General features: G+C 46.4%; 19 protein-coding genes and 1 tRNA gene. 10 read left to right on the forward strand and 10 right to left on the reverse strand.

Going from position 1 to position 26,039, the window contains the following annotated elements:
* Positions 1-10 precede the first annotated feature (10 nt).
* The 5 genes from MVI27_RS05200 to MVI27_RS05220 all read right to left on the reverse strand — a co-directional run bounded on the left by MVI27_RS05200 (position 11) and on the right by MVI27_RS05220 (position 5,426).
* Positions 11-1,594, reverse strand: a complete 1,584-nt coding sequence (locus tag MVI27_RS05200) for a peptidoglycan DD-metalloendopeptidase family protein (protein ID WP_246959681.1) — start codon at positions 1,592-1,594, stop codon at positions 11-13.
* The gene (gene lolB1, locus MVI27_RS05205; protein ID WP_246959682.1) at positions 1,591-2,385 is read right to left on the reverse strand and encodes a lipoprotein insertase outer membrane protein LolB1; all 795 of its coding nucleotides are present in this window, start codon (positions 2,383-2,385) and stop codon (positions 1,591-1,593) included. Before lolB1 ends, MVI27_RS05200 begins: the two co-directional genes overlap by 4 nt.
* 49 nt (positions 2,386-2,434) lie before the next feature.
* The gene (locus tag MVI27_RS05210) at positions 2,435-3,463 is read right to left on the reverse strand and encodes a sugar phosphate nucleotidyltransferase (RefSeq protein WP_246959683.1); all 1,029 of its coding nucleotides are present in this window, start codon (positions 3,461-3,463) and stop codon (positions 2,435-2,437) included.
* Positions 3,464-3,540: 77 nt separating this feature from the next.
* The gene (gene dut, locus MVI27_RS05215; RefSeq protein ID WP_246959684.1) at positions 3,541-3,972 is read right to left on the reverse strand and encodes a dUTP diphosphatase; all 432 of its coding nucleotides are present in this window, start codon (positions 3,970-3,972) and stop codon (positions 3,541-3,543) included.
* Between the two features lie 2 nt (positions 3,973-3,974).
* The gene (locus MVI27_RS05220) at positions 3,975-5,426 is read right to left on the reverse strand and encodes a lipopolysaccharide biosynthesis protein (RefSeq protein ID WP_246959686.1); all 1,452 of its coding nucleotides are present in this window, start codon (positions 5,424-5,426) and stop codon (positions 3,975-3,977) included.
* A 130-nt stretch (positions 5,427-5,556) separates the two neighbouring features.
* Here MVI27_RS05220 and MVI27_RS05225 point away from each other — a divergent pair, with 130 nt between their 5' ends.
* From MVI27_RS05225 to MVI27_RS05245, 5 genes are all read left to right on the forward strand, one after another.
* Complete coding sequence (locus tag MVI27_RS05225; protein WP_246959687.1) at positions 5,557-6,894, forward strand: dihydroorotase; 1,338 nt, start codon at positions 5,557-5,559, stop codon at positions 6,892-6,894.
* A 146-nt stretch (positions 6,895-7,040) separates the two neighbouring features.
* Positions 7,041-9,965: a M16 family metallopeptidase gene (locus MVI27_RS05230; protein ID WP_246959701.1), complete on the forward strand. Its 2,925-nt coding sequence runs from the start codon at positions 7,041-7,043 to the stop codon at positions 9,963-9,965.
* Positions 9,966-10,321: 356 nt separating this feature from the next.
* Positions 10,322-10,546, forward strand: coding sequence for a hypothetical protein (locus tag MVI27_RS05235; RefSeq protein ID WP_246959702.1), 225 nt, complete (start codon positions 10,322-10,324; stop codon positions 10,544-10,546).
* A 143-nt stretch (positions 10,547-10,689) separates the two neighbouring features.
* Positions 10,690-11,568: an SDR family oxidoreductase gene (locus MVI27_RS05240; protein ID WP_246959703.1), complete on the forward strand. Its 879-nt coding sequence runs from the start codon at positions 10,690-10,692 to the stop codon at positions 11,566-11,568.
* A 71-nt stretch (positions 11,569-11,639) separates the two neighbouring features.
* Positions 11,640-13,865 carry a M1 family metallopeptidase gene (locus tag MVI27_RS05245; RefSeq protein WP_246959705.1) on the forward strand — a complete coding sequence of 742 codons (2,226 nt, stop codon included), beginning with the start codon at positions 11,640-11,642 and terminating at the stop codon, positions 13,863-13,865.
* Positions 13,866-14,027: 162 nt separating this feature from the next.
* On the opposite strand, the gene MVI27_RS05250 is transcribed toward MVI27_RS05245, so the two are convergent.
* Both MVI27_RS05250 and MVI27_RS05255 read right to left on the reverse strand, forming a co-directional pair.
* Positions 14,028-14,264, reverse strand: a complete 237-nt coding sequence (locus tag MVI27_RS05250) for a hypothetical protein (protein WP_246959707.1) — start codon at positions 14,262-14,264, stop codon at positions 14,028-14,030.
* Between the two features lie 259 nt (positions 14,265-14,523).
* Positions 14,524-14,594: transfer RNA gene (locus tag MVI27_RS05255), tRNA-Gln, on the reverse strand.
* A 148-nt stretch (positions 14,595-14,742) separates the two neighbouring features.
* On the opposite strand from MVI27_RS05255, the gene recA reads away from it, so the two are divergent.
* The 4 genes from recA (at position 14,743) to MVI27_RS05275 (ending at position 20,743) form a co-directional block, all read left to right on the forward strand.
* Positions 14,743-15,750: a recombinase RecA gene (gene recA / locus MVI27_RS05260; protein ID WP_246959708.1), complete on the forward strand. Its 1,008-nt coding sequence runs from the start codon at positions 14,743-14,745 to the stop codon at positions 15,748-15,750.
* A 392-nt stretch (positions 15,751-16,142) separates the two neighbouring features.
* Positions 16,143-18,038 (forward strand): molecular chaperone HtpG, encoded by a 1,896-nt coding sequence (gene htpG / locus MVI27_RS05265; protein WP_246959710.1) that lies wholly within the window; start codon positions 16,143-16,145, stop codon positions 18,036-18,038.
* Positions 18,039-18,256: 218 nt separating this feature from the next.
* Positions 18,257-20,353, forward strand: coding sequence for a S8 family peptidase (locus tag MVI27_RS05270; protein ID WP_246959712.1), 2,097 nt, complete (start codon positions 18,257-18,259; stop codon positions 20,351-20,353).
* 108 nt (positions 20,354-20,461) lie between these two features.
* Positions 20,462-20,743, forward strand: a complete 282-nt coding sequence (locus tag MVI27_RS05275) for a hypothetical protein (protein ID WP_246959714.1) — start codon at positions 20,462-20,464, stop codon at positions 20,741-20,743.
* Positions 20,744-20,756: 13 nt separating this feature from the next.
* On the opposite strand, the gene MVI27_RS05280 is transcribed toward MVI27_RS05275, so the two are convergent.
* The 3 genes from MVI27_RS05280 to MVI27_RS05290 form a co-directional block, all read right to left on the reverse strand.
* Positions 20,757-21,065 carry an MGMT family protein gene (locus MVI27_RS05280; protein ID WP_246959716.1) on the reverse strand — a complete coding sequence of 103 codons (309 nt, stop codon included), beginning with the start codon at positions 21,063-21,065 and terminating at the stop codon, positions 20,757-20,759.
* Positions 21,066-21,666: 601 nt separating this feature from the next.
* Positions 21,667-22,641: a deoxyhypusine synthase family protein gene (locus MVI27_RS05285; protein ID WP_246959718.1), complete on the reverse strand. Its 975-nt coding sequence runs from the start codon at positions 22,639-22,641 to the stop codon at positions 21,667-21,669.
* A gap of 297 nt (positions 22,642-22,938) precedes the next feature.
* Entirely contained in the window at positions 22,939-23,913 is a 975-nt protein-coding gene (locus MVI27_RS05290; protein ID WP_246959720.1) for a helix-turn-helix domain-containing protein, read from the reverse strand.
* 114 nt (positions 23,914-24,027) lie between these two features.
* Between MVI27_RS05290 and MVI27_RS05295 the strand changes: the two genes are divergently transcribed.
* Complete coding sequence (locus MVI27_RS05295) at positions 24,028-26,010, forward strand: TonB-dependent receptor domain-containing protein (protein WP_246959722.1); 1,983 nt, start codon at positions 24,028-24,030, stop codon at positions 26,008-26,010.
* Positions 26,011-26,039: the final 29 nt, after the last annotated feature.

Consider the following 26,039-nt stretch of genomic DNA (forward strand, 5'->3'; position numbering starts at 1 on the left):
AGTTTCTTGTTTAATTGACCCAACCCATCGGATCAACCGGTGTGCTGCCGTTCCATATTTGGAAATCAAGGGTATACGTTCCGTCGAAATCCGCGCCCACGACGCCCATGCCACTTCCTGCCGATACCTGCTGATTGGCAGAAACCATGGTGCTGGCAAGATTCGCGTAGATGGTGAAATAATCACCATGTTTCACGATTACCGTTTTGGAACCGTCGGAAGAAGCCACGATACGTGAAACCGTTCCCGGCGCAATACATTTGGCAACCGTTCCTTTGCTCACGGCAATCTTAATCCCGTTGTTTTCTTCCACAATATTCTTGAAAACCGGGTGGGGCTGGCGTCCGAAGCGGTGGGTAATGGTTCCGTAGGCCGGCATTCCCATTTTCCCGCGGTTGGCCGCAAAGTTATTGGCTGCTCCGCTGGAAACACCAAAATTGGTCATCGCTTTGCTTTCCGCAGCTTTCTTCTCGTCTTCGTTCTTTTTTGCTAAGCTGGCTTCTGCAGCTTTGGCGCTGGCTGCTTTTTCGGCCGCAGCTTTTGCTTTTTCGGCCGCCAGGGCAGCTTCGCGTGCAGCCGCGGCCCGGCGGGCTTCCGCTTTCTCCGCATCAGCGGCGCGGCGTGCATCTGCCGTTCGTTTCGCGTCAGCTTCGGCGGCGAGTTTTGCTTTTTCAGCTTCTTCGGCGGCTTTGCGGTCTGCGATGTCCTTCAGGCGGCGCGCTTCCTCATCTGCTTTTTTCTTTTCTAAAGCCAGTGCTTCCAGCCTGGCCTTATTCTCGGCTTCAATTCGTGCTTTCTCGCGCTCGGCCGCAATTTTGGCCAGGCGGATTTTTTCAGCCTCTTCTTTTTTACGCTGTTCTTCTTTGGCTTTTGCAATACGGATTTCCTCAGCAATAATAGCCCGGATCTGGCCTTCCAGCTTGCGGGACTCGGTTTGCTTTTGCTTTAACTCCGCGGTCAGCTGTACTTCATTCTTTTTAAATTCTTCCAGCAGTGTCTGTTTTGTTTTGCGTTCAGCTTCAATGGTCAGCAGGTCTTTCTGTTGATTGGCCAGCAGCGCTTCCTTATCCTTCACCGAATTTTTCTTCAGTTCCACATTGCGTTGCAGTGATTTGGCTACATCTGATATTTCAGCCGCTTTCCGGTCCTGATAATCAGCGTAATCTTTCAGGTATTGTATACGGCGTAAGGCTTCACCTAAGTTTTTGGAAGAAAGAATAAAAGTGACTTTGTTCTGTACCCCTTTGTTTTTATACGCTTTAACTAAAACCTCGGCATAGTTTTTCCGCAAAATGGCCAATTCCCGGTTCTGGCGGTTGATTTCCAGCTGACGGAGATAAATCTCATCTTCAATAAATCTTTTTTCCTTTTGGGTGTTGGAATATACTTTCTCGCGCAACTTGATTTTCTTTTCAACCTCATTGAGGTACGATACCGAAAGTTTCGACTGCTGCTGGGTTTTCGCCAGGTTGCTGTTGATCGCGGCAATCTGTTTTTTCAGATCCGCGTTTTGCTTCTGCAGTTGTTCTTTCTTTTGTGCCGGTAAAAGCCCGATGATAAAGATGCCGAGAAAATAGCCTATTTTTCTGATCATTTAATCTCAGTTTTCGTGTAATTTGCTGGTACAGAATACGGCGTATTCATTTTAGAGTTGTCAAATTTCGTATTTTCCAGCGTGATCTTGCTGTCTTTATTTCCTTTTATCACTATTTTAACAGTTCCCGGTACGCGCATCTGCTGGAAATTCTGCCAGTTGCTGTAGGTGACTTCGAGCTGATCTGCTGCTTTCACTTTTTGCAAAGCTACTTTGATCAAATCCATTTGCGCGTCATAGTGCAGTTCTGCTTGGTATTCAGAAGTTTTCCCATTCGTATTAAACTGCAGATTTTTTTTACTCTTAAGAATATAATCGGCTCCGTTCTGTATCAACTGAAAATCGCGTTCATTCACCGGAATAAAAGTTTTTCCTAATAAGAGATTTTGAAAGGAAACAAAATCAATGAAATTGACATTCAATAAATTATTCAGATACGTGAAGTCAGATTCGATATAGGTTTTATTCCATTTTTCATATCCCTGAATTCCGGCGGGTGTGGCAAGCCCTCGCCCGACGTTCAGGAAAACAGCCACCATATTTACCCATATTTTGCGGTCCTTTTCCAGATATATCGTCGCATCCAGCGGTGGCACAAAACTGCCGGTTTCCGCCGTGAGCCGTGTATTGATTTTTAACTGGTCAAATTGCGGTTCGGCTGTTACTTTTTTGAAAAAAGCCGCTGCTGAACTTACCGGAGCCGCGGTGGTTCCGGAATCATCAGTTTTCGTTCTGGTGGTGCAGGCAGTAACTGTAAGCATCAGCAGGACAGGTAAAATATATCTTTTCATTAGAGTCTGTTTTTATAATATCTAACGGAAATTGCAGAAAGATGTTTTATCAGGCCTCCTGGCCTTTAGACAAAAAATCCAGCACGGAATAGTCGCCCAGCGAAATTTCCCTGGCCACGCCGTAATACTGTGCCGAATTGCCAATCATGGAATTGCTCAGGTTTCCGTGGTCGATAATGGTGTCTTCCTGAATCAGTGAATGATCAATGTTGGAGTTAATCACCTTTGTATTATTACCGATAGAAACGCAGGGGCCAATTTTGGAATTGGAAATCTCTACATTCTCACCGATGAAGCATGGCGGGATAATAAGGCAGTTTTCAATTTTGGCAGACGCGGGATATACGGAGAGGTTTTCCTTTTCGTAGGTAAGAACTTTCCCGTTGGTTTCCACTGTGGCGTTTTTATTACCGCAGTCCATCCAGTCATCTACTTTGCCCAAAGAAAATTTTGCTCCTTTCTGCCGCAGGTTTTCCAGCGCTGTGGTCAATTGGTATTCGCCGCCCTGCTTGATGTCGTTCTCCATAATGTAGTTGATTTCACTCATCAACTTCTCTGCGGATTTAAAATAATAAATCCCAATGATGGCCAGATCCGAAACAAAGGTTTGCGGCTTTTCCACAAAGTCGGTAATAAATCCGTAATCATCCAGTTTCACCACACCGAAGGCTGAAGGATCCTCTACTTTCTTTACCCAGATGACACCATCGGAATTGGTTTCAAGCACAAAGTCGGCTTTAAATAAAGTATCTGCAAATGCCACAACAACATTGCCATGCATTGACGCTTCGGCACATTTGATGGCGTGCGCTGTTCCCAGAGGTTCATCCTGCGTATAAATACTGCCTTTGCAACCCAGGTCCTCGGCGATTTTAAGCAAAGAAGCTTCTACCTCGGCACCAAAATCACCGATGATGAAAGCTACTTCATCAATCTGTTCATTCGCGACCTTCGCGATATCTTCTACCAGGCGCTGCACAATGGGTTTGCCGGCAATCGGGATTAAAGGTTTTGGAACGGTTAAAGTATGAGGTCTCAAACGCGAGCCGCGGCCCGCCATAGGAACGATAATTTTCATGTATGTGTAATTTTTTCTGGTGCCTTTCCGCGTATGGGTTGCAGAAGGCGTTCACCATTTATGTTTTTAAAAAAGGATTAAGATTTTGTGCTGCCAAATCCGCCGGCGCCGCGCTCCGTTTCACTGAGTTCGGTGGTCTCCTGCCATTCTGCGGTTTCATGTCTGGCAATCACCATTTGCGCAATGCGCATTCCATCGGTAATGGTGAAATTTTCAGCGGACAAATTTACTAAAATAACACCAACCTCGCCGCGGTAGTCCGCATCGATGGTGCCGGGGCTGTTCAGCACGGTAAGTCCGTTTTTAAAAGCCAGTCCACTGCGGGGACGCACCTGTGCTTCATATCCTTGTGGCAGTTCCAGGAAAAGGCCGGTTGGAATAAGGGTACGTTCCAAAGGTTTCAGCACTATTTCGTTTTGGATGTTGGCGTATAAATCCATTCCGGCAGAAGAGGCAGTCTGGTAAGCCGGCAGCGGATGCCGGGACGTATTGATGATGTTGATTTTCATAGTTAGTTTCGTCTGAGTTGTTTCAGCGTGTCTTTTTCAAAATATAAAACAAGGCCTAAAAATAGCAATAAAAATAAATTTCCGGCGAGCAGGGAACCATCCAGTACATAATAGCTCACGGCCGAAAGTCCGATGCTTACCACAAGGTATAAAGTAATTTTACGCATATGATACGGCACCGGGTAAAAATGCTGGCCCAGAAAGTAGGACACCGTCATCATTATAAAATAACTCAGCAGCGTAGCCCAGGCAGACGCCCAGTACCCATAAAGCGGAATAAAGTAAAAGTTAATGCCAATAGTCACCGCCGCGCCCAGAACAGAAAGGTAGGCGCCGTATACGGTGCGATCCGATAATTTATACCAGACCGACATGTTTAAATAAATGCCCAGAAAAACAGCAGCCATCAGTACCAGCGGGACAATCGGCAAGCCAACATTATAGGCCGGATTAGCGAGATACAGTTTGCCGAGCCAGTCCAGATTGGCGCACAGCGCCAGCAAAATCACGCAGTTTACAATAACGAACATGTCCATCAGCCTTGCATAGGAACGGCCAGAGTTTTCATTCTTCGCGTGTGCAAAGAAAAACGGTTCGATCCCGAGAAGATACGCCTGGCGGAATAGCGTCAGAAAGGTGACGATTCTGCAGACCGCACCATAAATGGCCATCTGTTCGGTACCGATGCTTTCCGGCAAAAGGTATTTCAAAAACTGCCGGTCCATGGTTTCATTAATCACCCCTGCCAGGCCCGCGATGGTGATTGGCCAGGAATAGCTGATCATCTTGAGCCATAATGCCGAATCAAATGCCGCAAAGCTGGTTGTTTTAATTTCGGAAAAAAGCAGCAGGAAAGTGACTGCACTGGCCACGAGGTTAGCGACAAACACATAGCCAATCCCAAAGCTTTGGCTGTATTGCAATCCCAGAAAGCCGGCATCACCCAATCGCGGTAATCCGACAATGAAAAACAAAACAAGTAAAAAATTAACCGCTCCGTTGATGGCTTTTATTAAAGCATATTTTTTCGGCCGTCCTGTTTTCCTTAAAATAACAAAAGGCATAGTGGAAAGTCCGTCTAAGGCCAGGATGAACAACATCATGACCAGCAAATCAATATACTCCGGTGTTTTAAAAGCAACTGCAAGTTCCTGCCGGAAAATAAGACCAAGCATTAGGAATAACAGGGAGGCGCCGGCTACACTGAGAGTCGCGGTAGAAATGAGCTTTCGGGAATCCTGGATTTTCTCGGCAAAACGGAAAAAGGTGGTTTCCATTCCGTGTGACAACAGCACAATAATAATTCCGGCTACCGAATAAAAATCGATGAACGGCGCAAGTGCCTTGGGTCCGAACGCATTGGTTACAATGGGACTGATGATAAATGGAAACAGCCTGATGATAACAGTACTCAGCCCGTATATGGCCGTTTGCCCGAGTAATTTTTTATACAAGAGGGATCAATTTCTGCAAAGGTAAATATTTACGCTGAGCAGCAAAACGAAGGGTATCGGGGAATGATTCTGCGCCGAAAAGCCTATTTTTGTAAGGAGCCATCAATCTACTTAAATTTTAATTTCACGTATGAAAATCCTGATAAAAAATGCTACGCTGGTCAACGAAAACCAAATCTTCCGGGCGGATGTTCTTATAGAAAATGACATCATCGCAGACATCGCAACATCAATACCCGACACAGACGCAGATATTACCCTGGATGCCACCGGAAAATACCTCTTGCCGGGCGTTATAGATGATCAGGTACATTTTCGGGAACCGGGCTTAACCTGGAAAGGAGATATCACCTCGGAATCACGTGCGGCTGTGGCCGGCGGAATCACCAGTTTCATCGAGCAGCCCAATACGGTGCCGAATGCCGTGACGCAGGAACTGCTGGAAGATAAATATGAGATTGCTGCCACGCGGTCTTTCGCTAATTATTCTTTCATGATGGGCGGAACCAATAGTAATCTGGACGAGCTGCTCCGAACCAATCCGCGCAATGTGGCAGGCATCAAACTTTTCCTGGGTTCGTCCACCGGAAATATGCTGGTAGACGATCCGGCTACACTGGAAAATATCTTCAGCAAGACGCGCATGCTAATCGCCGTGCATTGCGAGGATGAAGCCACCATTCGCCGCAACACCGAGATGCATAAAGAAAAATATGGTGAAGATATTCCGGTGCGGTGCCATCCCGATATCCGGAGCGCAGAAGCGTGCTATCTTTCTTCCTCCAAAGCCATCGAACTGGCACGCAAAACGGGCGCGCGGCTGCATGTATTCCATGTTTCAACCGCAGCGGAAACGGATCTGTTCGATAACCAGCTGCCACTACAAGATAAAAAAATCACCGCAGAAGTTTGTGTGCATCACCTCACTTTTACAGATGCCGATTATGATGATAAAGGCACTTTAATTAAATGGAACCCTGCTGTGAAATCAGCCGAAGACAAGGAAGCATTATGGAAAGCCTTGCTCGATGACCGGATTGATGTGGTGGCAACAGATCACGCGCCGCATACGCTGGAAGAGAAAAGCCAGAAATACCTGCAGGCGCCGTCGGGTGGTCCGCTGGTGCAGCATTCATTAAACCTGATGTGGGAACACTATCGCAATGGCCGGATTACCCTGGAAAAACTGGTGGAGAAAATGTGCCACAATCCCGCTATTTTATTCCGGATTGAAAAGCGCGGTTTCCTCAGAAAAGGATATAAGGCAGATTTGGTTTTGGTTGATCCTCAGCAAAGCTACACCGTACAGCGGGATCAGCTGCTGTACAAATGCGGCTGGAGTCCGTTGGAAGGTGAAACGTTCCATTCCGAGGTGACGCACACTTTCGTGAATGGCCGGCTGGTGTATGAAAATGGCGAGGTGCACGAACAGCCCTGCGGTGAACGCCTGCTGTTTGAGGTTAATTAATTTAATTAAAAACAGTAAAATGCGTTTTTGGATCTGCAGAATTAACCAGGCAATTTAACTCTTTGCAAACTTTTCATCTAAAATTCATATCGCTGTGTTACATTTAAGGAAACAGAGCGTCTAATCAGGCGTAAATCAAAATATATATGTTTAAGAAAAAGATTTTAATGCTTTTTGCCGCTGCGGTTATTTTCTCTGCCCAGGCGCAGGATTACCAGTGGAAAGAAGCGACGGCGGGTGGCTACACATACAAGTATGTGACCAACGACCCATCGCAGGCCCGGTTCTACACCTTGAAGAACGGGTTGACAGTTATTCTGAGTCCGACAAAAAAGGACCCGAGAATTCAGGCATATGTTGCCACGAAAGCAGGAAGCAAAACCGATCCGGCTACGAACACCGGGTTGGCGCATTACCTGGAGCATCTTCTTTTCAAAGGAACCGACAAGTATGGTTCGCTGGACTGGGCAAAAGAAAAGCCTGAGCTGGATAAAATTGATGCCCTGTATGAGCAGTACAATAAAACCAAAGACGAAGCAAATCGCAAGGCGATTTATAAGCAGATCGACTCCGTTTCCGGTGTGGCTTCCAAATATGCAATTGCCAATGAGTACGACAAAATGATGTCGGCCATGGGTGCGCAGGGAACCAATGCCTGGACGAGCTTCGAGGAAACGGTGTACACAGATGATGTGCCGGCCAGCTCACTGGATAAATATCTGGCTGTGCAGGCTGAGCGTTTCCGCAACCCGCAGCTGCGTATTTTCCATACCGAACTGGAAGCAGTGTACGAGGAGAAAAACCGCTCGCTGGACAATGATGGCGGAAAAGTCTTTGAAACGTTGTTTTCAACCTTATTCCAAAACCACAACTATGGGAAACAAACCACGATCGGAACTATCGAGCATTTGAAAAACCCGTCGCTGGTAGAAATCCGCAAATATTTCAATACGTACTATGTGCCGAACAACATGGGCGTAATCCTGTCCGGAGATTTTGATCCGGATCAGGCGATTGCCAAGATCGACCGTGCTTTCTCTTATATGCAAAGCAAACCGGTTCCGAAATATACCTTCCAGCAAGAAGTTCCCTTCAATGCGCCTGTGATCAAAGAAATTACAGGGCCGGATGCAGAAAGTGTGGCCATCGGTTTCCGTTTGCCGGGGAATAAAGACAAAGATGTCTTGCTGGCAGACCTGGTGGGCGCTATTCTGACCAACGGAAAAGCGGGTCTATTAGATCTAAACCTGGTGAAAAAACAAAGATTGCTGAGAGCGAGTGCCTTTACGTTCACGCTTCAGGATCACGGCGTACTTTGGCTGAACGCCTCGCCAACCTCCGGTCAGACATTGGAAGATGTGCAAAAGCTGGTTCTTAATGAAATCGAAAACCTGAAAAAAGGAAACTTCGATGCTGACCTGTTGCCGTCTATCGTAAATAATATTAAAAAAGATAAGATTGAAGAAACTGAAAAATACAGTGGCCGTGCTTCCAATCTGGTAAATGCGTTTACCTCTGAACTGGACTGGAAAGATCAGGTGGCGTATGTAAACGACCTTTCTAAAATCAAAAAAGAAGATGTGGTTGCTTTTGCCAACAGATATCTGGGCAACAACTACGTGGCTGTTCTGAAAAGAAAAGGGGAAACCAAGAATAACCTTAAAATCGAAAAACCGGCCATTACACCCGTGGAAACAAATGCCGACAAGCAATCTGCGTTCGTGAAGATGGTCAATGATATGCCGAATACGCCTTCTGCACCAGTGTTCCTGGATTTCGAGAAAGATATCCAGAAAGCAAAAATGGGCAAAGCAGAAGTTCTGTATGTTCCGAATACGGAGAACGACTTGTACAGACTCAGATATCGCTACAAAATCGGTGCGATGAATGACCTGAAGCAACCACTGGCAGCGCAGTACATTCAGTTCCTGGGCACAGATAAAAAAAGCGCGGAGGATATCTCCAAAGAGTTTTATAAAATTGCATCCAGCTTCAATGTCGCAACCAGCGAAGAATATACCACGGTAACCATCGAAGGATTGCAGGAAAACTTTGGAAAAGCAGTGCAATTGTATGAAGATCTGGTTCTGAATGCCAAGCCAAGCGAAGAAGCACTGGCTGCCCTGAAAGCCCGACTGGCCAAAGCGCGCAAAGATGCGAAATCCAACAAAGGCGCCATTCTGCAGGGATTGACGAGCTATGCGATGTATGGCCCGAAAAACAAATTCAACCATACCCTGACAGATGCGCAGCTTAATGCCGTGACAGCCCAGGAACTGGTGGACAGAATCAAGAACCTGAATCAGTACGAGCAAACCGTTATTTATTACGGTCCGGAATCGTTGAAAAACCTGACCGCGCAGCTGGGTAAGATGCACAAAGTACCGGCGAAATTCGCAACGGCAGCACCGATGGCAACGTTCAAGCAGCAGCCGCAGACTAAAAATCAGGTATTGTTTACCGATTACGATATGGTGCAGGCGGAAACCCGCTGGATCCGGAATACAGATGTGTATGACCCGGCAAAAACTACATTGGTTAACGTGTTCAACAACTATTTCGGCGGAGGAATGGGCGGCATTGTTTTCCAGACGATCCGCGAGAGTAAAGCTTTGGCCTACAGCACATACGGCGTGTACGTGCAGCCTCAGAAGAAATCGGATCAGTACTACATGATGAGTTATGTGGGGTCTCAGGCAGATAAATTCAATGATGCCGTCGGCGCTATGAATGAACTGCTGACCAAAATGCCGGAGCTGCCGGTGAACCTGGAACTTGCCAAAAACAAGGTGAAGAAAGATATCCAAACGGAACGCATCATGGAAGATAATATTATTTTCCGCTACCTGGCAGCGAAGGAGCTCGGCCTGAAGGATGATATCCGCAAGCAGATGTACACCAACGTGGACAACGTAACCATGGCGGACCTGAAGAATTTCCATGCGAATAACTTCAGCGGCAAGCCGTACACGTATGCTCTGGTTGCTTCCGAAAAGAACGTGAAAATGGAAGACCTGAAGAAAATCGGTGAAGTGAAGAAAATTTCCCTGGAGGAACTGTTCGGCTTTTAACCGTCACTAATTTTAATGATAAGACTGTCTGCAAAGGCAGTCTTTTTATTTGGGCGCATCTCGTCACGGGGTTTATCGACCCCGCGACGAGACCGGGCTTTTCGTTGCAATTCCTCGGCCTGCCGTTCCGGACAGTCCTGCGGGATTGTTTAATTTATCTCGTCCATAGACGAGACTGCAATCCCTTGCGCAGCATATTGCAGGCCAGGCTTGAGGGGAAAAAATCACTATTTGGAAGATGGGTTGATTGTAAGTGTATTATTCTATCCTGATACCACTATTGAATAGAAGTCAGGATCCGGCTATCTTGCATATTTTCGGCGCATTGTGTAGCTTTAAAGAATAATTAAAAAGAGATGAATACAGCAGAACTTAAAATACATCTTATACAGAAGATAGCTAAAATAGAAGACACGCAGCTCATCGACAGAATTAAAGAATATCTGGATTTTGAATTAAAAACATGTGAGTTCCAAACCACAGAACTGCAAAAAGAGCGGATCCGTGTAAGCCAAAGCGATGAAATCATAGCTGAACAGGAAGCAAACTACCAGATTAAGTCATGGATGGACGAAAGGTAATCTGGACGACAAAAGCCAATGCCGAACGCAGGGGAATTTGGCTGCGGAATAAATTTAATAGCCGGTAAGAAAAATTGATTCGGCTGCTGTTTTGTACACTGCTGTTGTTCACCATTCAATCATTAAATATAACGTAAGATAATATGAAATACACCGAAGGAATGTTGCGCGAAGATGCGCTGAAAGATAAAGTAATTATTGTAACCGGTGGCGGCAGCGGGCTGGGCAAGGCGATGACCAAATACTTCCTGCAGCTGGGCGCAAAAGTGGTCATCACTTCCCGAAACCTGGAAAAACTGCAGAATACCGCACAGGAACTCGAAAGAGAAACCGGCGGAAAAGTACTGGCCGTTGCCTGCGATGTGCGCAGCTGGGAACAGGTGGAAGCCATGAAAGATACCGTTATCAAGGAGTTGGGCCGAATTGATGTTCTGGTGAATAATGCGGCGGGTAATTTCATTGCACCCACAGAGCGACTCACGCATTCTGCCTTCGACTCGGTGCTGGACATCGTGCTGAAAGGAACCAAAAACTGCACGCTCTCCATCGGGAAATACTGGATTGACCAGAAAGTCGCCGGCACGGTGCTGAATATCGTGACCACCTATTCCTGGACAGGTTCAGCCTATGTGGTTCCTTCTGCCTGTGCGAAAGCCGGTGTACTTGCCATGACGCGTTCCCTGGCAGTAGAATGGGCGAAATACAATATCCGTTTTAATGCAATTGCGCCCGGGCCGTTCCCCACTCAGGGTGCCTGGGAAAGATTGCTGCCGGGTGACCTGGCGGAAAAATTTGATATGCGCAAAAAAGTACCGCTGCGGCGTGTGGGCGAACATCAGGAACTGGCCAACCTCGCAGCGTATCTCGTTTCCGAATATTCTGCCTATATGAATGGTGAGGTTGTCACTATTGATGGTGGTGAGTGGCTCCAGGGCGCCGGTGAGTTTAATATGCTGGAGCAGATTCCCCGGGAAATGTGGGATATGCTTGAAGCCATGATTAAAGCTAAAAAATCGCAGTAAATAAATTCGGGAGGCATCAAAACTGTAACATTTGATGCCTCTTTTCTACTTATCCGTAAATTCCTTTTTCTATGAAGTTATCGTTCCTCAAACCTGCGCTGGTAGTGGCTGTGGCCATCTCCGTGCAGTTCTCGGCGCAAAATCAAACGCCAGCCTACAGTTATACGGAAGCCTTTAAACCGTATTTCTATCAGAACAATGCCACCGAAACCCGCTCTGCCAGCGGCCAGCCCGGGCATAAATACTGGCAGAACAGTGCAGATTATGTGCTGAATGCCACCTTAAATGAAGCCAATAACGAAATCTCCGGTTCCGCGGAAATTACGTACACCAATAACAGTTTTGATAATCTCGGCTTTTTATGGCTGCAGCTGGACCAGAATCTTTTTAAAGAAGACAGCCGCGGCAATGCCATCATCCCGATGGGTGGGAGCCGCAACGGTGCACGAGGACAGCAGTTCAATGGCGGTTATACCATTAAATCCGTAGAAATCCGTTCTGCTAACGGCAAAAAGATGACAGTGAAACCTACCTTCACGGTTACCGATACCCGTATGCAAATTGATCTGCCGGAAGATTTAAAAGCACAGGGAGGAACCATCAATTTTGTGGTGAACTATTCCTTTATTTCACCGAACTATGGTTCGGACCGTATGGGTGTCGAGAGCACGAAAAACGGAAAGATTTTTACCATCGCGCAGTGGTTCCCGCGGATGTGCGTGTACGATGACATCATGGGCTGGAATACCTTGCCATACTTGGGAGCCGGTGAATTTTACCTGGAATACGGCGACATTACCGCAAACCTGACGGTGCCGGCGCATCACTATGTGGTAGCTTCCGGAGAACTGCTGAACGCAAAAGACGTTTACAGCGCTGCTGAAAATTCAAAATGGGCGCAAGCGCGCAACAGTGATAAAACAGTGATTATCCGTTCGGCCGCAGATGCCAATGCCGGAGCAAAAACAAGTTCCGGTACCAAAACCTGGAAATATAAAATTAATAATACCCGTGATTTCGCCTGGGCCTCGTCGCCTGCATTTATTTTGGATGCGGCACGTATCAACCTGCCGAGCGGTAAAAAATCACTGGCAGTTTCGGCTTATCCGGTGGAAAGTGACGGCCAGGGCGCTTGGGGACGTTCTACGGAATATACCAAAGCTTCCATAGAAAACTATTCTAAGAGGTGGTATGAATATACCTATCCGATGGCCGTGAACGTGGCCGGAAACGAGGGCGGTATGGAATATCCGGGCATTGTATTTTGCCATATGAATTCCAAAGGGGCTGATTTATGGAGCGTAACCGATCATGAATTTGGTCACAACTGGTTCCCGATGATTGTGGGTTCCAACGAACGTCTGTACGCCTGGATGGATGAGGGTTTAAATACGTTTATTAACTCCGTTTCCGACAAGGATTTTAATAATGGCGAGTATTATAAACCACAGCCACTGCAAATGATGGCACCCGCTTTCTTCAGCGATAAACTGGAACCGGTTCAAACCTCACCAGACAATTTGAAGGAAAGAAACCTGGGCTATCTCGGTTATTATAAACCGGCGGCCGGGCTTCAGTTGCTGCGCGAAAAGATTTTGGGAGAAGAGCGTTTTGATAAAGCACTGCGGCAATACATCAAGCGTTGGGCTTTTAAACATCCAACCCCGGACGATTTCTTCCGTACGATGGAAAATGTGACCGGCGAGGAGCTTAACTGGTTCTGGAGAGGCTGGTTCCTGAACAACTGGAAAATTGACCAGGCGGTAAAAAATATTAAATATGTAAATGGCGACTATAAGCAGGGAGCGGTGGTGACCATCGAAAATATCGGCCAGCTGCCAATGCCGGTGGAACTGGAAGTGATGTATAAGGACGGCACCAAACAAGAAATTAAACTGCCGGTTGAAATCTGGAAACGCAATAATGAGTGGACTTTTGAAGTTCCCGGAAATAAAGAAATTTCCAGTGTGCTGATTGATCCGAAAGGTGCAGTGCCGGATGTGGATGTAACGAACAACAGAATGCGCCCAACCTCCGCCGCAGCTGAAAAGGTGAATTTAAACGAATATACCGGCACATTCGGAGCTAAGGAAATCCCGGTGAAGATTACTTTAAAAGTAGAGAATAACAAGCTGGTAGCGCAGGTGACCGGCCAGCAGTCATTCCCGGTGGAGTACCAGGGGGACGGACTTTTCAGTTTCGATGCTGCGGGCATTGAGCTGCAGTTTGGTAAAGATAAAAAGACATTTACGCTGAATCAGGGCGGTCAGGCGTTCGAGTTTGTAAAAGAGAAATAGAGCAGTGGTAAGACACTGTGATTGAACCGCGCGGCCGAAGGCCGCGCGGCTTTTATATATTTTGTTACTGCCTGCTTTCGGAAGATTGAGATTTACCAATCATTCACAAAAAAAAGCAAACCTAGCAAAGTCAGCTTTTTAACTTTAAAAGAAAAAGACGCTTTACAGTGATTTTTTCAGTAACGTTCTTATTCTTTCGATCAGCTCGATATCCTGTTGCTTGGCTTCTTTCCAAAGCTGCACAATTTCTTCTTCATTTGCTTTCTCTGCATTGGTCACGTACTGATCATAACGCCATACAGCATCCAGGCGCTTGTTTAAATCGTGGATCAGGTCGTGGGCGTGGTTAGACATCGGTTTTGTTTCTCCAAAGTGTTTATCAGCTTGTTGATCGCTCATCATAAAAAATTTAGAAGTTAATAATTTAGGTGAGGCATAGCACATGCAAAATCGCTTCCATTTTCCTATCTTGGCTTTCCCTGTTGCCGAAGATTAACACAACGGAGTGATGTTTTAACTAAATTAATAAAGATTTAAAATAGAATCGCCGTACGGATCTAAAAACTGATTTTCCTGCGGCCCGCGTAAGCTGAAATTTCACAGCAGTTAAAAACAAAAAAAACGCTCCGGCGAACCGAAGCGTTTGTTGCAAATTAAGTAGACCCACAGGGATTCGAACCCCAGATGACTGAACCAAAATCAGTAGTGTTACCGCTACACCATGGGTCTGTTCTCGTTTTGGTGGTGCAAATCTAAAACAATATTTATAATAAAAAAACTTTTTGCCGAAAAAAATGCTTTTTGCCCTGCTTTTAACGTTTCTTTGGCTTTTATTTCAGGTTAAAATTTCGTATTTTTACACAAATAAAATGAACAAATGAGTAGTGTAGAAGATAAGAAAAAAGCACTCGCTTTAGTGCTTGATAAGTTAGATAAAACTTACGGAAAAGGCACCGTGATGACCTTGGGAGATGCCTCTATTGATGATACAATTGAAGTCATTCCCTCCGGTTCACTGGGATTGGATCTGGCCTTGGGAATCGGCGGATATCCGAAAGGACGGGTGATCGAAATTTACGGCCCTGAGTCTTCAGGTAAAACAACCCTGACGCTGCATGCCATTGCAGAAGCTCAGAAAGCCGGCGGAATCGCTGCGTTTATTGATGCAGAGCACGCGTTTGACCGCCACTATGCGTCCAAACTGGGAATTAATCTGGATGATCTGATTATTTCGCAGCCGGACAACGGTGAGCAGGCACTCGAAATTGCTGACAACCTGATCCGTTCAGGAGCAGTGGATATCGTGGTTATTGACTCCGTAGCCGCACTGACGCCAAAGGCAGAGATCGAAGGGGAAATGGGTGATTCCAAAATGGGACTGCATGCCCGTTTGATGTCGCAGGCGCTGCGTAAACTGACCGCCACGATTTCCCGTACCAAGTGTACCGTGATTTTCATTAACCAGCTTCGTGAAAAAATTGGTGTGATGTTCGGAAACCCGGAAACTACCACGGGTGGTAACGCATTGAAGTTTTATGCATCCGTTCGTATCGACATTCGTAAAGCCAGTGCGCCGATTAAGAGTGGCGACGAAGCCATCGGAAGCCGCGTGAAGGTGAAGATTGTGAAAAACAAAGTAGCACCTCCGTTTAAAATGGCAGAATTCGACATTATGTATGGCGAGGGTGTTTCCAAGGTTGGTGAAATCCTCGATACAGCTGTGGACATGGGCATCGTGAAGAAGAGCGGTTCCTGGTTTAGCTATGAAGACACCAAATTGGGGCAAGGCCGCGATGCAGTAAAAGAAATGCTGAAGGATAATCCGGAACTTTCTGAAGAACTCGAAGAGAAAATCAAAGAGGAAATTCGTAACAAACAATCGTAAGGTAACTTATCAACTGATACTTTGGGACAGCAGCAATGCTGTCCTTTTTTGTTTAAGGAAGATGTTTTTTATCATTTGTTCAAAAGATGTTCGGCATTAAAAGCTACGAACGCAAAGGCGCTTCGCTCAGCAACCTGCGGCAAAGTATACAAAAATTGTAGAGCAGTGCCTTGCTAAATGCAATGCCCTCGCGTCCTTTTCATTAAAGAGAAGTTTAAAGTTGTCCATAGCGTTCTTAGCGTTAAAAGAATTATAGCGTAATCTTAACCGTATTCCAAGCGTATTTGAGGGAAAACCAGCACGAATTGTCCAGCTTCTTGACAATCTGTCAGTTTCGTCGGAATGGTGTTCAATTTGAAAAGCTATCGGCATTAATAAAAAACATTTTAAAGATGACAAAAGGAAATATTAATGTATCGGTGGAAAATATTTTTCCGCTTATTAAAAAGTTTCTCTACAGTGATCACGAAATCTTCCTGCGCGAACTGATTTCCAACGCCACGGATGCCACACTGAAACTAAAGCACCTCACCACCATCGGTGAAGCAAAAGTGGAGTATGGTAACCCGATGATTGAAGTTAAAATAGATAAGGAAAATAAAACACTCACCATCTCAGACCAGGGAATCGGGATGACCGGTGAGGAGGTCGAAAAATATATCAATCAGGTTGCTTTTTCCGGTGCCGAAGAGTTTCTGGAGAAATATAAAGACTCCGCCAAAGATGCCGGAATTATCGGACACTTTGGACTTGGCTTTTATTCTGCCTTCATGGTAGCCGAGAAAGTGGAAATCCTGACCAAGTCATACAAAGATGCGCCGGCGGTGCGCTGGACCTGCGATGGCAGCCCGGAATATATGCTGGAGGAGACGACAGATAAAGCGGACCGCGGTACGGAAATCACTCTGCACATCGCTGAAGATTCCACTGAATTTTTGGAAGAATCGCGTATTCGTGAACTACTGTTGAAGTATAACAAATTTATGCCGGTGCCGATTAAGTTCGGAACCAAAACAGAAACGCTTCCCCTCCCGGAAGATTCCGCTGATGACGCAAAACCCGAAACGGTAACCGTCGACAATATCATCAATAATCCAAACCCGGCCTGGACCAAAGCGCCGAGCGAGTTAAAAGATGAAGATTACAAAGCCTTCTATCATGAACTGTACCCGATGCAGTTTGAGGAGCCTTTATTTCACATTCACCTAAATGTGGATTATCCCTTCAACCTGACCGGAATTCTGTATTTCCCGAAACTGAGCAACAACCTGAACATTGAGAAAGACAAAATTCAGCTTTACCAAAATCAGGTGTTCGTCACCGACGAGGTAAAAGGCATTGTACCGGATTTCCTGATGCTGCTGCGCGGTGTTATTGATTCGCCGGATATTCCGCTTAACGTTTCCCGTTCCTATCTGCAGGCCGACGGTGCCGTGAAGAAGATTTCCTCTTATATCACCAAGAAAGTGGCAGATAAGATGGTGTCGCTGATTAATGACAACCGCGAGGAATATGAAAAGAAATGGAATGATATCAAAGTGGTCATCGAATACGGAATGATTTCCGAAGATAAATTCTACGAAAGATCCGATAAGTTTGCCCTGTACCCGACCACCGATGGCCAGTATTTCCTTTGGAATGAACTGCAAGAAAAGTTCAAGGAAAACCAAACCGACAAGAACGGTAATTTCGTACTGTTATACGCGACCAATGCAGATGAACAGCACAGTTATATCCAGGCTGCAAAAGATAAAGGATATGAGGTGTTGCTGTTCGATTCACCGATTGCACCACACCTGATGCAGAAGCTGGAAACCTCAAAAGAGAAAATTTCTTTCGCGAGAGTCGATGCAGACCATATCAACAATCTGATCAAAAAAGAAGATTCCGCTATTTCCAAACTGACCGATGATGAAAAAGAATCACTCAAGAAAAATGTGGAAGAAGCGGTGAACGATACCAAGTTTACGGTTCAGGTGGAAGATCTGGACAGCACGGAAGCACCGTTCCTGATTACCCAGCCTGAGTTTATGCGTCGTATGAAAGACATGCAAGCGACCGGCGGCGGTGGCGGTATGTTTGGCATGGGGGGCTTTCCGGAAATGTATAATCTGGTGGTGAACTCCAACAGTGACCTGGCCGGCGAAATCCTGAAGGACGAAAACGCTGAAGAGAAAAACAACAAGATCAAATATGCGCTGGATCTGGCAAAACTTTCCCAGAACCTGCTAAAAGGAAAAGACCTTACCGATTTTATCCAAAGAAGCTACGCGCAATTGAGCAAGTAATTCTTCAAGACTAATTATTTTTTTCATGATAGAGCTGCACTGGTGAACGGTGCAGCTTTTTCTTTGCATAACAAACTGACATATTATGTATTAAATACAATCAAAGGAAATGCTTGAATATGTTTTAATCAGAACCGTGCCTAAAGCGTAGCAAAAAAAGCAAGGTGTAGACTTCAGAACCTGTTTATTTTTCTTATTATTACAAAAAGTTTCAAAATATGAAAAAAGCAGTACTCTTTCTGTTGGGGTTGAGCCCCTTGCTCGCACTGGCTCAGTCACAACAAAAACTTAGTGCCGAATTTGCAGCTCAGAACAGAGCCAACCAACAAAAATATGATCAGCTACTACTAAGCACCAGAAAAAATGTAAAGCCGGATGCGGTTTCCCAAGAGAAGGCTACCTTGGCTGGTTTCGCCGGGAAAATTCCTGTCTTTCTGGAATCATCTGACCGTCGGGCCAACAACAGTGCAAATGTGACTGCTCTGCAAAACGGCACACTTCCCGGACTAAACGGTGTTAAACTTGAAGGAAATGGGATTAACATTCTGGTCATGGATGGTGGCCGCATCTTTGAAAAACATGTAGAATTCGGAGCAGTTAATGGTGTGCCAGCTGTTCAAAGAGTAGAAGATAAAGAGAATGGTGCAGCCTATTATTCAAGCCATGCAACCAATGTGGCTGGAATTATCGGCGCAGAAGGCATTGGTAATTTTGGACCTCCATACGGAGCAAAAGGTGTTATAGGTGTCCTTCCAAAATCCACTTTTGATAGTTATACGTTTTATACTACGCCTTCAGGAAATAACTACGTAAAACTTAATGATGCCAGTACGGCAAATATTTCAAATCATTCCTACGGAATCAATTTGGGCTGGACTTATGTTTCTACGCCCAACAGTATCTATCCCACAGCAGGCTATTATTGGCTCGCAAATTATGAGTTAAATAATCTTGACACCTATTCAGGAAGCTATTTTGATCAGGATGCCGCTTTTGATAAAATTGTATATAACAATCCTAATCATATTGTTGTTAAGTCTGCCGGAAATTACTACGGCATCGGTCCGAAACCTGGCGATAAAGCATACAAGTTCGATGAAACGCTCGAAAAATATGTTCTTTTTGAACCGGGAGATGTATTACCTGCAAAGAACTGTAGCAAGGGATATTACTGCATCGGCTGGGGATCCTTGGCCAAAAACATCATTGTTGTTGGCGCCACTGAGCAACTTGGTACTAACAATAATGAATATACGGAGCCAGGAGATGTGTTGAAAGCAAGCTACAGCAGCGCCGGTCCGCGCCGTGATGGTGCTATTAAGCCGGATATCAGCGCGGTAGGCTCTATGCATGCTGTTGCCAACTTTACTTCTACTATCTTATTTAATGAATATGCGATTAATAGTGGCACCTCTTTCTCTGCTCCTGTGGTCACAGGTATAGCCGGTGCTGTCACCGAACTTACCCGAAACCTGAAAGGGGAGGCGGATTTTATTTACAAAGCGGATGAAATGAAAGCCTTGCTCACACATACAGCGAATGATGTAGGAAATGAGGGTCCGGATGTCTGGTATGGCTGGGGATTCGTTGATGCCGGTAAAGCAGCTACGGCCGTCATCGAAAAAGAAGCTGGCAAAACTTTATTTGAGAGAAAAAATCTCACCAGCGGCAGCGCCCAATCGGTGGAAGTCTTTGCAGAAGGCGGGAAACCATTAAAAGCTTCTATTTCCTGGGTAGATCCGGCAGCGGAACCTTTTGAAACAGATGAGCAACTGCAGAATGACTTGTCCTCCCGTTTAGTTAACGATCTGGATTTGCGTATCACTGATACGACCACCAATGAAACGTATTTCCCGTGGCGACTCAATCCCAATGCGCCGATGGAACTTGCCACCAAAGGAGATAACACTGTAGACAATGTAGAGCAGGTCCTGCTGGATAATCCGGTCGCAGGCCGGAAATACCGCATTGAAGTGTCCAACAAAGGAACGCTAAAGGATCAGGATGACAACGCTACGACACAAAACTACGCCCTGCTCGTCACCGGTATTGTACCTGAAAGTGCGCTGGCTTCTGTTGAAGTTTCCAAAGAAACCGTAACGGTGTACCCAACCGTGGTGCAATCAGAAGTGAATGTACTGATTCCGGGCAAAGCAGAATCGATTGAAATGTATGATATGGCCGGCAAGCGCGTGCTGAACATTCGTGCCAAGGCGTACCAGACAGTAGATGTCAGCCGACTGCCTGCGGGAATGTACATTATCAAAGTGGTAGCAGATGGGCAAACCGTTACCAAGAAGATTATTAAGAAGTAAAGTATAACATCACAACGAAAATCCCTGCTGCGCGCAGGGGTTTTTGCTTCAAAATCAGAAAAAACTCGGTGGCATTCTTTTAGCCGTTACTCCCGATAAATACCACAAATGAAAGTCCTGACCCTCATCACCATAATTATCACAACACTTATGGCCTGCAATTCCAATAAAAAACCAAGTCTCGCCGAGGATCTGCAAAAGCAGCACGAGGAGAATTTACGAAAATTTGACAGTCTCCACGGTGGAGACCTCACAGAAGCCGAAAAGCGTCAGCGAGACAGCCTCGCGGGCTATATCGGTAACCAGCCTGTCTTTCACCAGTCTCATGGCGAGATGACGACGCCGATCGAGGAAATTAAACCGAAGTCGGAAAAACCGAAAAAGAAGTAAGAATAGTTACTGCTTAAGGAATATCTTCAATCTCTTCCAGCGGATTCCAAAACACGGTTTCGAAATTCCGGACACGGTAGTTCTCGACTTCTAAACCTTCGCTGCGCAAAATTTCAGCATGCGGCATCACCGCAATCCGGCCACCGGCGCCAATCACGCGCTGAACCGGAACGTCTGCCGGCGCATGACCCATGGCCTGTCCTACATGTCTCGCGTGGTGCGGATATCCCACGGCGGTAGCAATAGCACCATAGGTCGTGACTTTTCCGCGCGGAATCATCCGGGTAATCTCATAAATATGTTTTCGGAAGAGTGGATCCATAACCTAAAGGTACAGGTTTTATCAAAACACAATTGCTAATCTTGGTCGGAATTTTCTATAAATGGTTAGAAACGGTCAGAGTCGAGTTCATATAAGCCCGAAGGGCTGACATTATTCTAGAGCTGACATTATTCTAGGGCTAATATAATTGTAGAATAAAACAATTAAACATCGCAACAAAGCCCGAAGGGCTGAAATTATTATAGGGTTTTCATTATCATACACATTATTATGAGCACGGTGGGTCCGCCGCTGTATCTTTCGGCGCGGCGCGCAAGCGCCGCGCCGAAAAGAATGCCTGTTTATCTCGGCCTAAGACAAGGTTTCCATCGCGGCTATTTGGGAAAGGTCGTGCGATCTGGAAAAGAGGCAGAGCTCCCGAAATATGCCTTCGCAAGCTGATCCTTTCAGAAAATAAACTTTCCTGCCACCATAGCCCGGAGTGAACGGCCTGTCTGAGCTCTGCCGCGCCGGCCACGGGCCGGCGCGGCAAGCGAGTAGTGAAAGCCGGGCCACCCTGCCGCAAAAGCGTATCCTCCCTGCTCCAAAAAAAATCGCCCTTCCGTGTCCGGAAAGGCGAATGTATCGAAGTGGGTAACGCTTACGAATTCTCCAGAATATACGAGAACATAAGTGGCGCACAAATCGTCGCATCACTCTCTACAATATATTTCGGGGTGTTGATGTCCAGTTTTCCCCACGTAATTTTTTCGTTCGGCACCGCACCGGAGTACGAACCGTAAGAGGTGGTCGAATCCGAAATCTGACAGAAATACGACCAGAACGGCGTATCGGTCATTTCAAGGTCCTGGTACAGCATCGGCACCACGCAGATCGGGAAGTCACCAGCGATACCACCGCCCACCTGGAAGAAACCGATTCCTTTGCCGCTGCAGTTTTTCGGGTACCAGTCGGCCAGGAACATCATATATTCAATCCCGGATTTCATGGTGGATGGCTTCAGTTCGCCCTTGATGCAGTAGCTCGAGAAAATGTTCCCCATGGTGGAATCTTCCCAGCCCGGCACGACGATCGGCAGGTTCTTTTCCGCGGCGGCCAGCATCCAGGAGTTTTCTTTTGGGATTTCGTAATACTGCTCCAGTACGCCCGACAACAGCATTTTGTACATATATTCATGCGGGAAATACCGCTCACCTTTTGCCTCTGCATCTTTCCAGATTTCTACGATGTGCTTTTGCAGCCTGCGGAAAGCTTCCTCCTCGGGAATGCAGGTATCCGTCACGCGGTTCAGGCCTTTTTCCAGCAGGTCCCATTCTTCCTGCGGCGTCAGATCGCGGTAGTTTGGCACGCGCACATAATGCGAATGCGCCACCAGGTTCATCAGATCCTCTTCCAGGTTGGCACCGGTACAGGAAATAATCTGTACTTTGTCCTGGCGGATCATCTCGGCCAGAATCTTTCCGATTTCTGCGGTGGACATGGCCCCCGCCAGCGTAATCATCATTTTTCCGCCGTCTTTCAGGTGGGCCACATAGCCTTTGGAAGCGTCCACGAGTGCCGCCGAATTAAAATGCAGATAATATTTTTCGATAAAATCGGTGATGGGTTTATTCATAATTTTTCAGTTTAAGCAAAGATAGTCAATTTAGGTAATTTTTCTTTTCAGGAGCAGGCAGCGTGCACCGGTGCCGGGGAGCGGTCGCGCTTTCACTACTCGCTTGCCGCGCCGGCTACGGCCGGCGCGGCAGAGCTCAGACAGGCCGTTCAATCGCGGCTATTTCGGACGGGCAGTTTGTTTCGGCAGGAATACTGATGTCTGTAAGAGAAGGACAAGTCCGCCTTTGCCAAGATGGTGAAAAAGCCGCGGCGCCCGAAGGCGCCGCGAAAGGTTCTCTCTTCGATGAACACACCGTTATCTTTTCTTCATTTGTATCGGAGTAATCCCGAAAAACTTTTTAAAGGCCGCCGAAAAATTGGTGGCATCATTATAGCCCATTTTGCGGGCTACTTCATTCACATTCAGCTGATCATTTCGCAACAGTTTGCGGGCATATTCCATCCGCTGCTGTGTTGAGTAGGAATGAACCGTGGTCTGGAAGATATCTTTGAAACCTGTGCGCAGATAATGTTCATTCAGTCCGGCTACCTGTGTAAGTTCCTGCATGGTGTAGGCGTGTTCCGGGTGCGCATCTATCATATTTTTAATTTCCCGGATCTTCCGTTCCGTACAGCAGTCTATGTTCAGGTTGTTATTGCGCACATTGCGGTACTGATCGATCTGCAGGAATAATAATTCATAAATCCTGTTTTCGATGGCCAGCCTTTTTAAGCCGGCTGCAGCTTGATTGTCAACTATTTCTTCCAGCAGCAGGCTCATTTGCGGTGTAATGTTCAGGTTACGGCAGAACAGTACATCGTTTTTGTCCTGTGCCACCGAATTCAAGAAGGAATGAAACAGTTCCTCCGGCAGATAACCGACAACGCGGTCCAGTTCCAGCGTGATCGTAATCACTTTTTGATTGTCACCGGTTTGCCAGGAATTGGTGTAGCCTTTCGCGGAGTAATAAAAGATATTATGCTGATTGCGGTTCAGCTGCAGCGGCCGTATACCGCTTTCAAAATTAAATTCAGTGGAAGAAGAGGTCAGAAATACCATTTCGATCACCGGCCGGTCAGCGCGTACGTGAAAATCCACGTCAAGTTCTGTATCAATGGTAATTTCCGAGATACAGGCGTTAGATAAGGAGAGGATAACGTTTTTATCCTGCACACCATCGGCAATATTGGTGCGCCGGGTTTCGTGAACTTCCAGAAAGGCTTGATTATCAGCTGGTCCGTTGACAACCGAAATTCCAGCCGGCGACGTACTCTCCACATGAATTTTCATAAACGTTGCTTTTTTTTCATCGAAAAGATTTGCTTTTTCATCTTTTCTTTCCCTCTAATAGATTTTACTTTTGCCGCATCAAAGTTATTTAAAATAATTCTAAATAAAAATTACATGCGCTTGGATAAAATTGCTGTTATTTTTCTGATAGCCACCGGATCACAACTTTACGCTCAGCGAATTAAGCAGGATACCCTGACCCGCAATATCGAGGAAGTGGTGGTAACCGGCAGTGGATACCAGCAAAATATCAAAGATGCACCCGCTACGATTTCTGTGATTCCGCAATCTGATATTAAGAAAAGACAATACCGCGATGTAACTGATGTGCTGCAGGATGTTCCCGGTGTTTTTGTAACAGGCGGCGGCGGTTCCAGTGATATTTCTATCCGCGGTGCTGATGCCAAGTATACACTAATTTTAGTTGATGGGAAGCGCGTGAATACCCGTGAGCTTCGTCCGAACTCCGATGTGCCGGGAATGGAGCAGGGTTTGCTGCCGCCGGTAGAGGCTATCGAGCGTATTGAAATTGTGAAGGGTCCGATGTCCACTTTATATGGTTCTGATGCCATGGGCGGGGTCATTAATATTATCACTAAAAAAGTTTCGCAATCCAGATGGCGCGGCTCCCTGGGAACCGATGCTGTGATTACGGAAGATTCCAACGCCGGAAACACCTACCAGGTGAATGCAAATGCCGCCGGTGCCGTGATCCGGGATATCTTGGGTATTAAAGTTAACGGATTGTATTCTACCCGCGAAGAAGACCGGATCTCCAATGGTTTCCCAGAAAGAAATATTAAAAGTTTTGGCGCTGGGCTGACCTTTACTCCTGATGCGCAAAACATCGTGAACGCTGATTTCAATTTCAACCGTCAGGATCGCTATTCAAGAGTTGGAAGTTCACTGCAGGAAGGCGGGCGCAGCAAGACCAATTATGAAAAACATGAGCGCACCAGCTATAGCTTGAGTCATCTGGGTAGCTACGGGAAATTAAATCTGAATAACATTCTTCAGCACGACCGAAGCGAAAATTACTCCCGGGGTATGGAGTATGAAACAACCATATTTAACTCTCTCGATACGTATGACTTCGGACGGCATATTTTGTCCTTCGGTGGCGAATTCAGACATGAAAAACTTAATGATCCCGGCAACCAGCTGGAAACCGACGGCGTAGCTAAAAGCGAAATCAAAAGATCCCAGTGGGCATTGTTTGCTGAAATGAACTGGCAACTGATCCAGCGGCTGAATCTGGTGACAGGCGTGCGCTTTAATAATAATGAGTTTTACGGTTCCAACTTCAGCCCGCGTGGGTACCTGATTTGGAATGTAAATGACCAGTTTACGGTAAAAGGAGGAGTAGCTTCCGGATACAAAGCGCCTTCGCTCCGGCAGGCGACTGATGACTGGGGTCAGATTACCGGTGGTGCCAACGCGCCGATCCCGGCCGTGATCGTTGGTGACAGCAGCGTAAAGCCTGAAAAAAGCTTTAACCAGGAACTCACGGTGATGTATCAGGATCCGGGTCAGGTTGTTAACATCAGTGTGACGGGTTATAACACGGATTTCACAGACAAAATAACGGAAGTACGAATCTGTGATAATTGCGAGTATAACGGCGAAACCTATTTGTTCGTTTCCCGACAGACAAATGTGGATAAATCAGTAATCAGAGGCGCGGAAGCCAACGTGAACGTGAAAGTAACGCCGGCCCTGAACCTGCGTACAAACTATACCTTTACGGAAAGCAAAGTGAAATCCGGTGATCTGGAAGGGAAATCGCTTTCCAGGCTGCCGAAGCACATGGCCAATGCCTTGCTCCAGTGGAGCAGTACCCGCGATCTGGAACTGTGGACCCGGTTCAATTACAGAAGCGAATCATTGCCGGGCATTTCCCGCGGCCGGGCTTCCGACACGACCATTTCGGGCTACTCTCTGTTGGATGCCGGAACAGTATATCGCCTGAGCCCGAATGTGCAGCTTAGTGCAGGGGTGTACAACATCTTTGATAAAGAAGTATATAACAGTACCGGCGCGAGTGAATTCAGAATTGACGGCCGCCGGTATCAGGTCGGTGCCACCTTTAAACTGTAACCTGTATCAGACGGTTTTGCCATAAAATT

The sequence above is a fragment of the Chryseobacterium salipaludis genome (genome assembly GCF_022968825.1).
Classification (GTDB): Bacteria; Bacteroidota; Bacteroidia; order Flavobacteriales; family Weeksellaceae; genus Kaistella; species Kaistella salipaludis.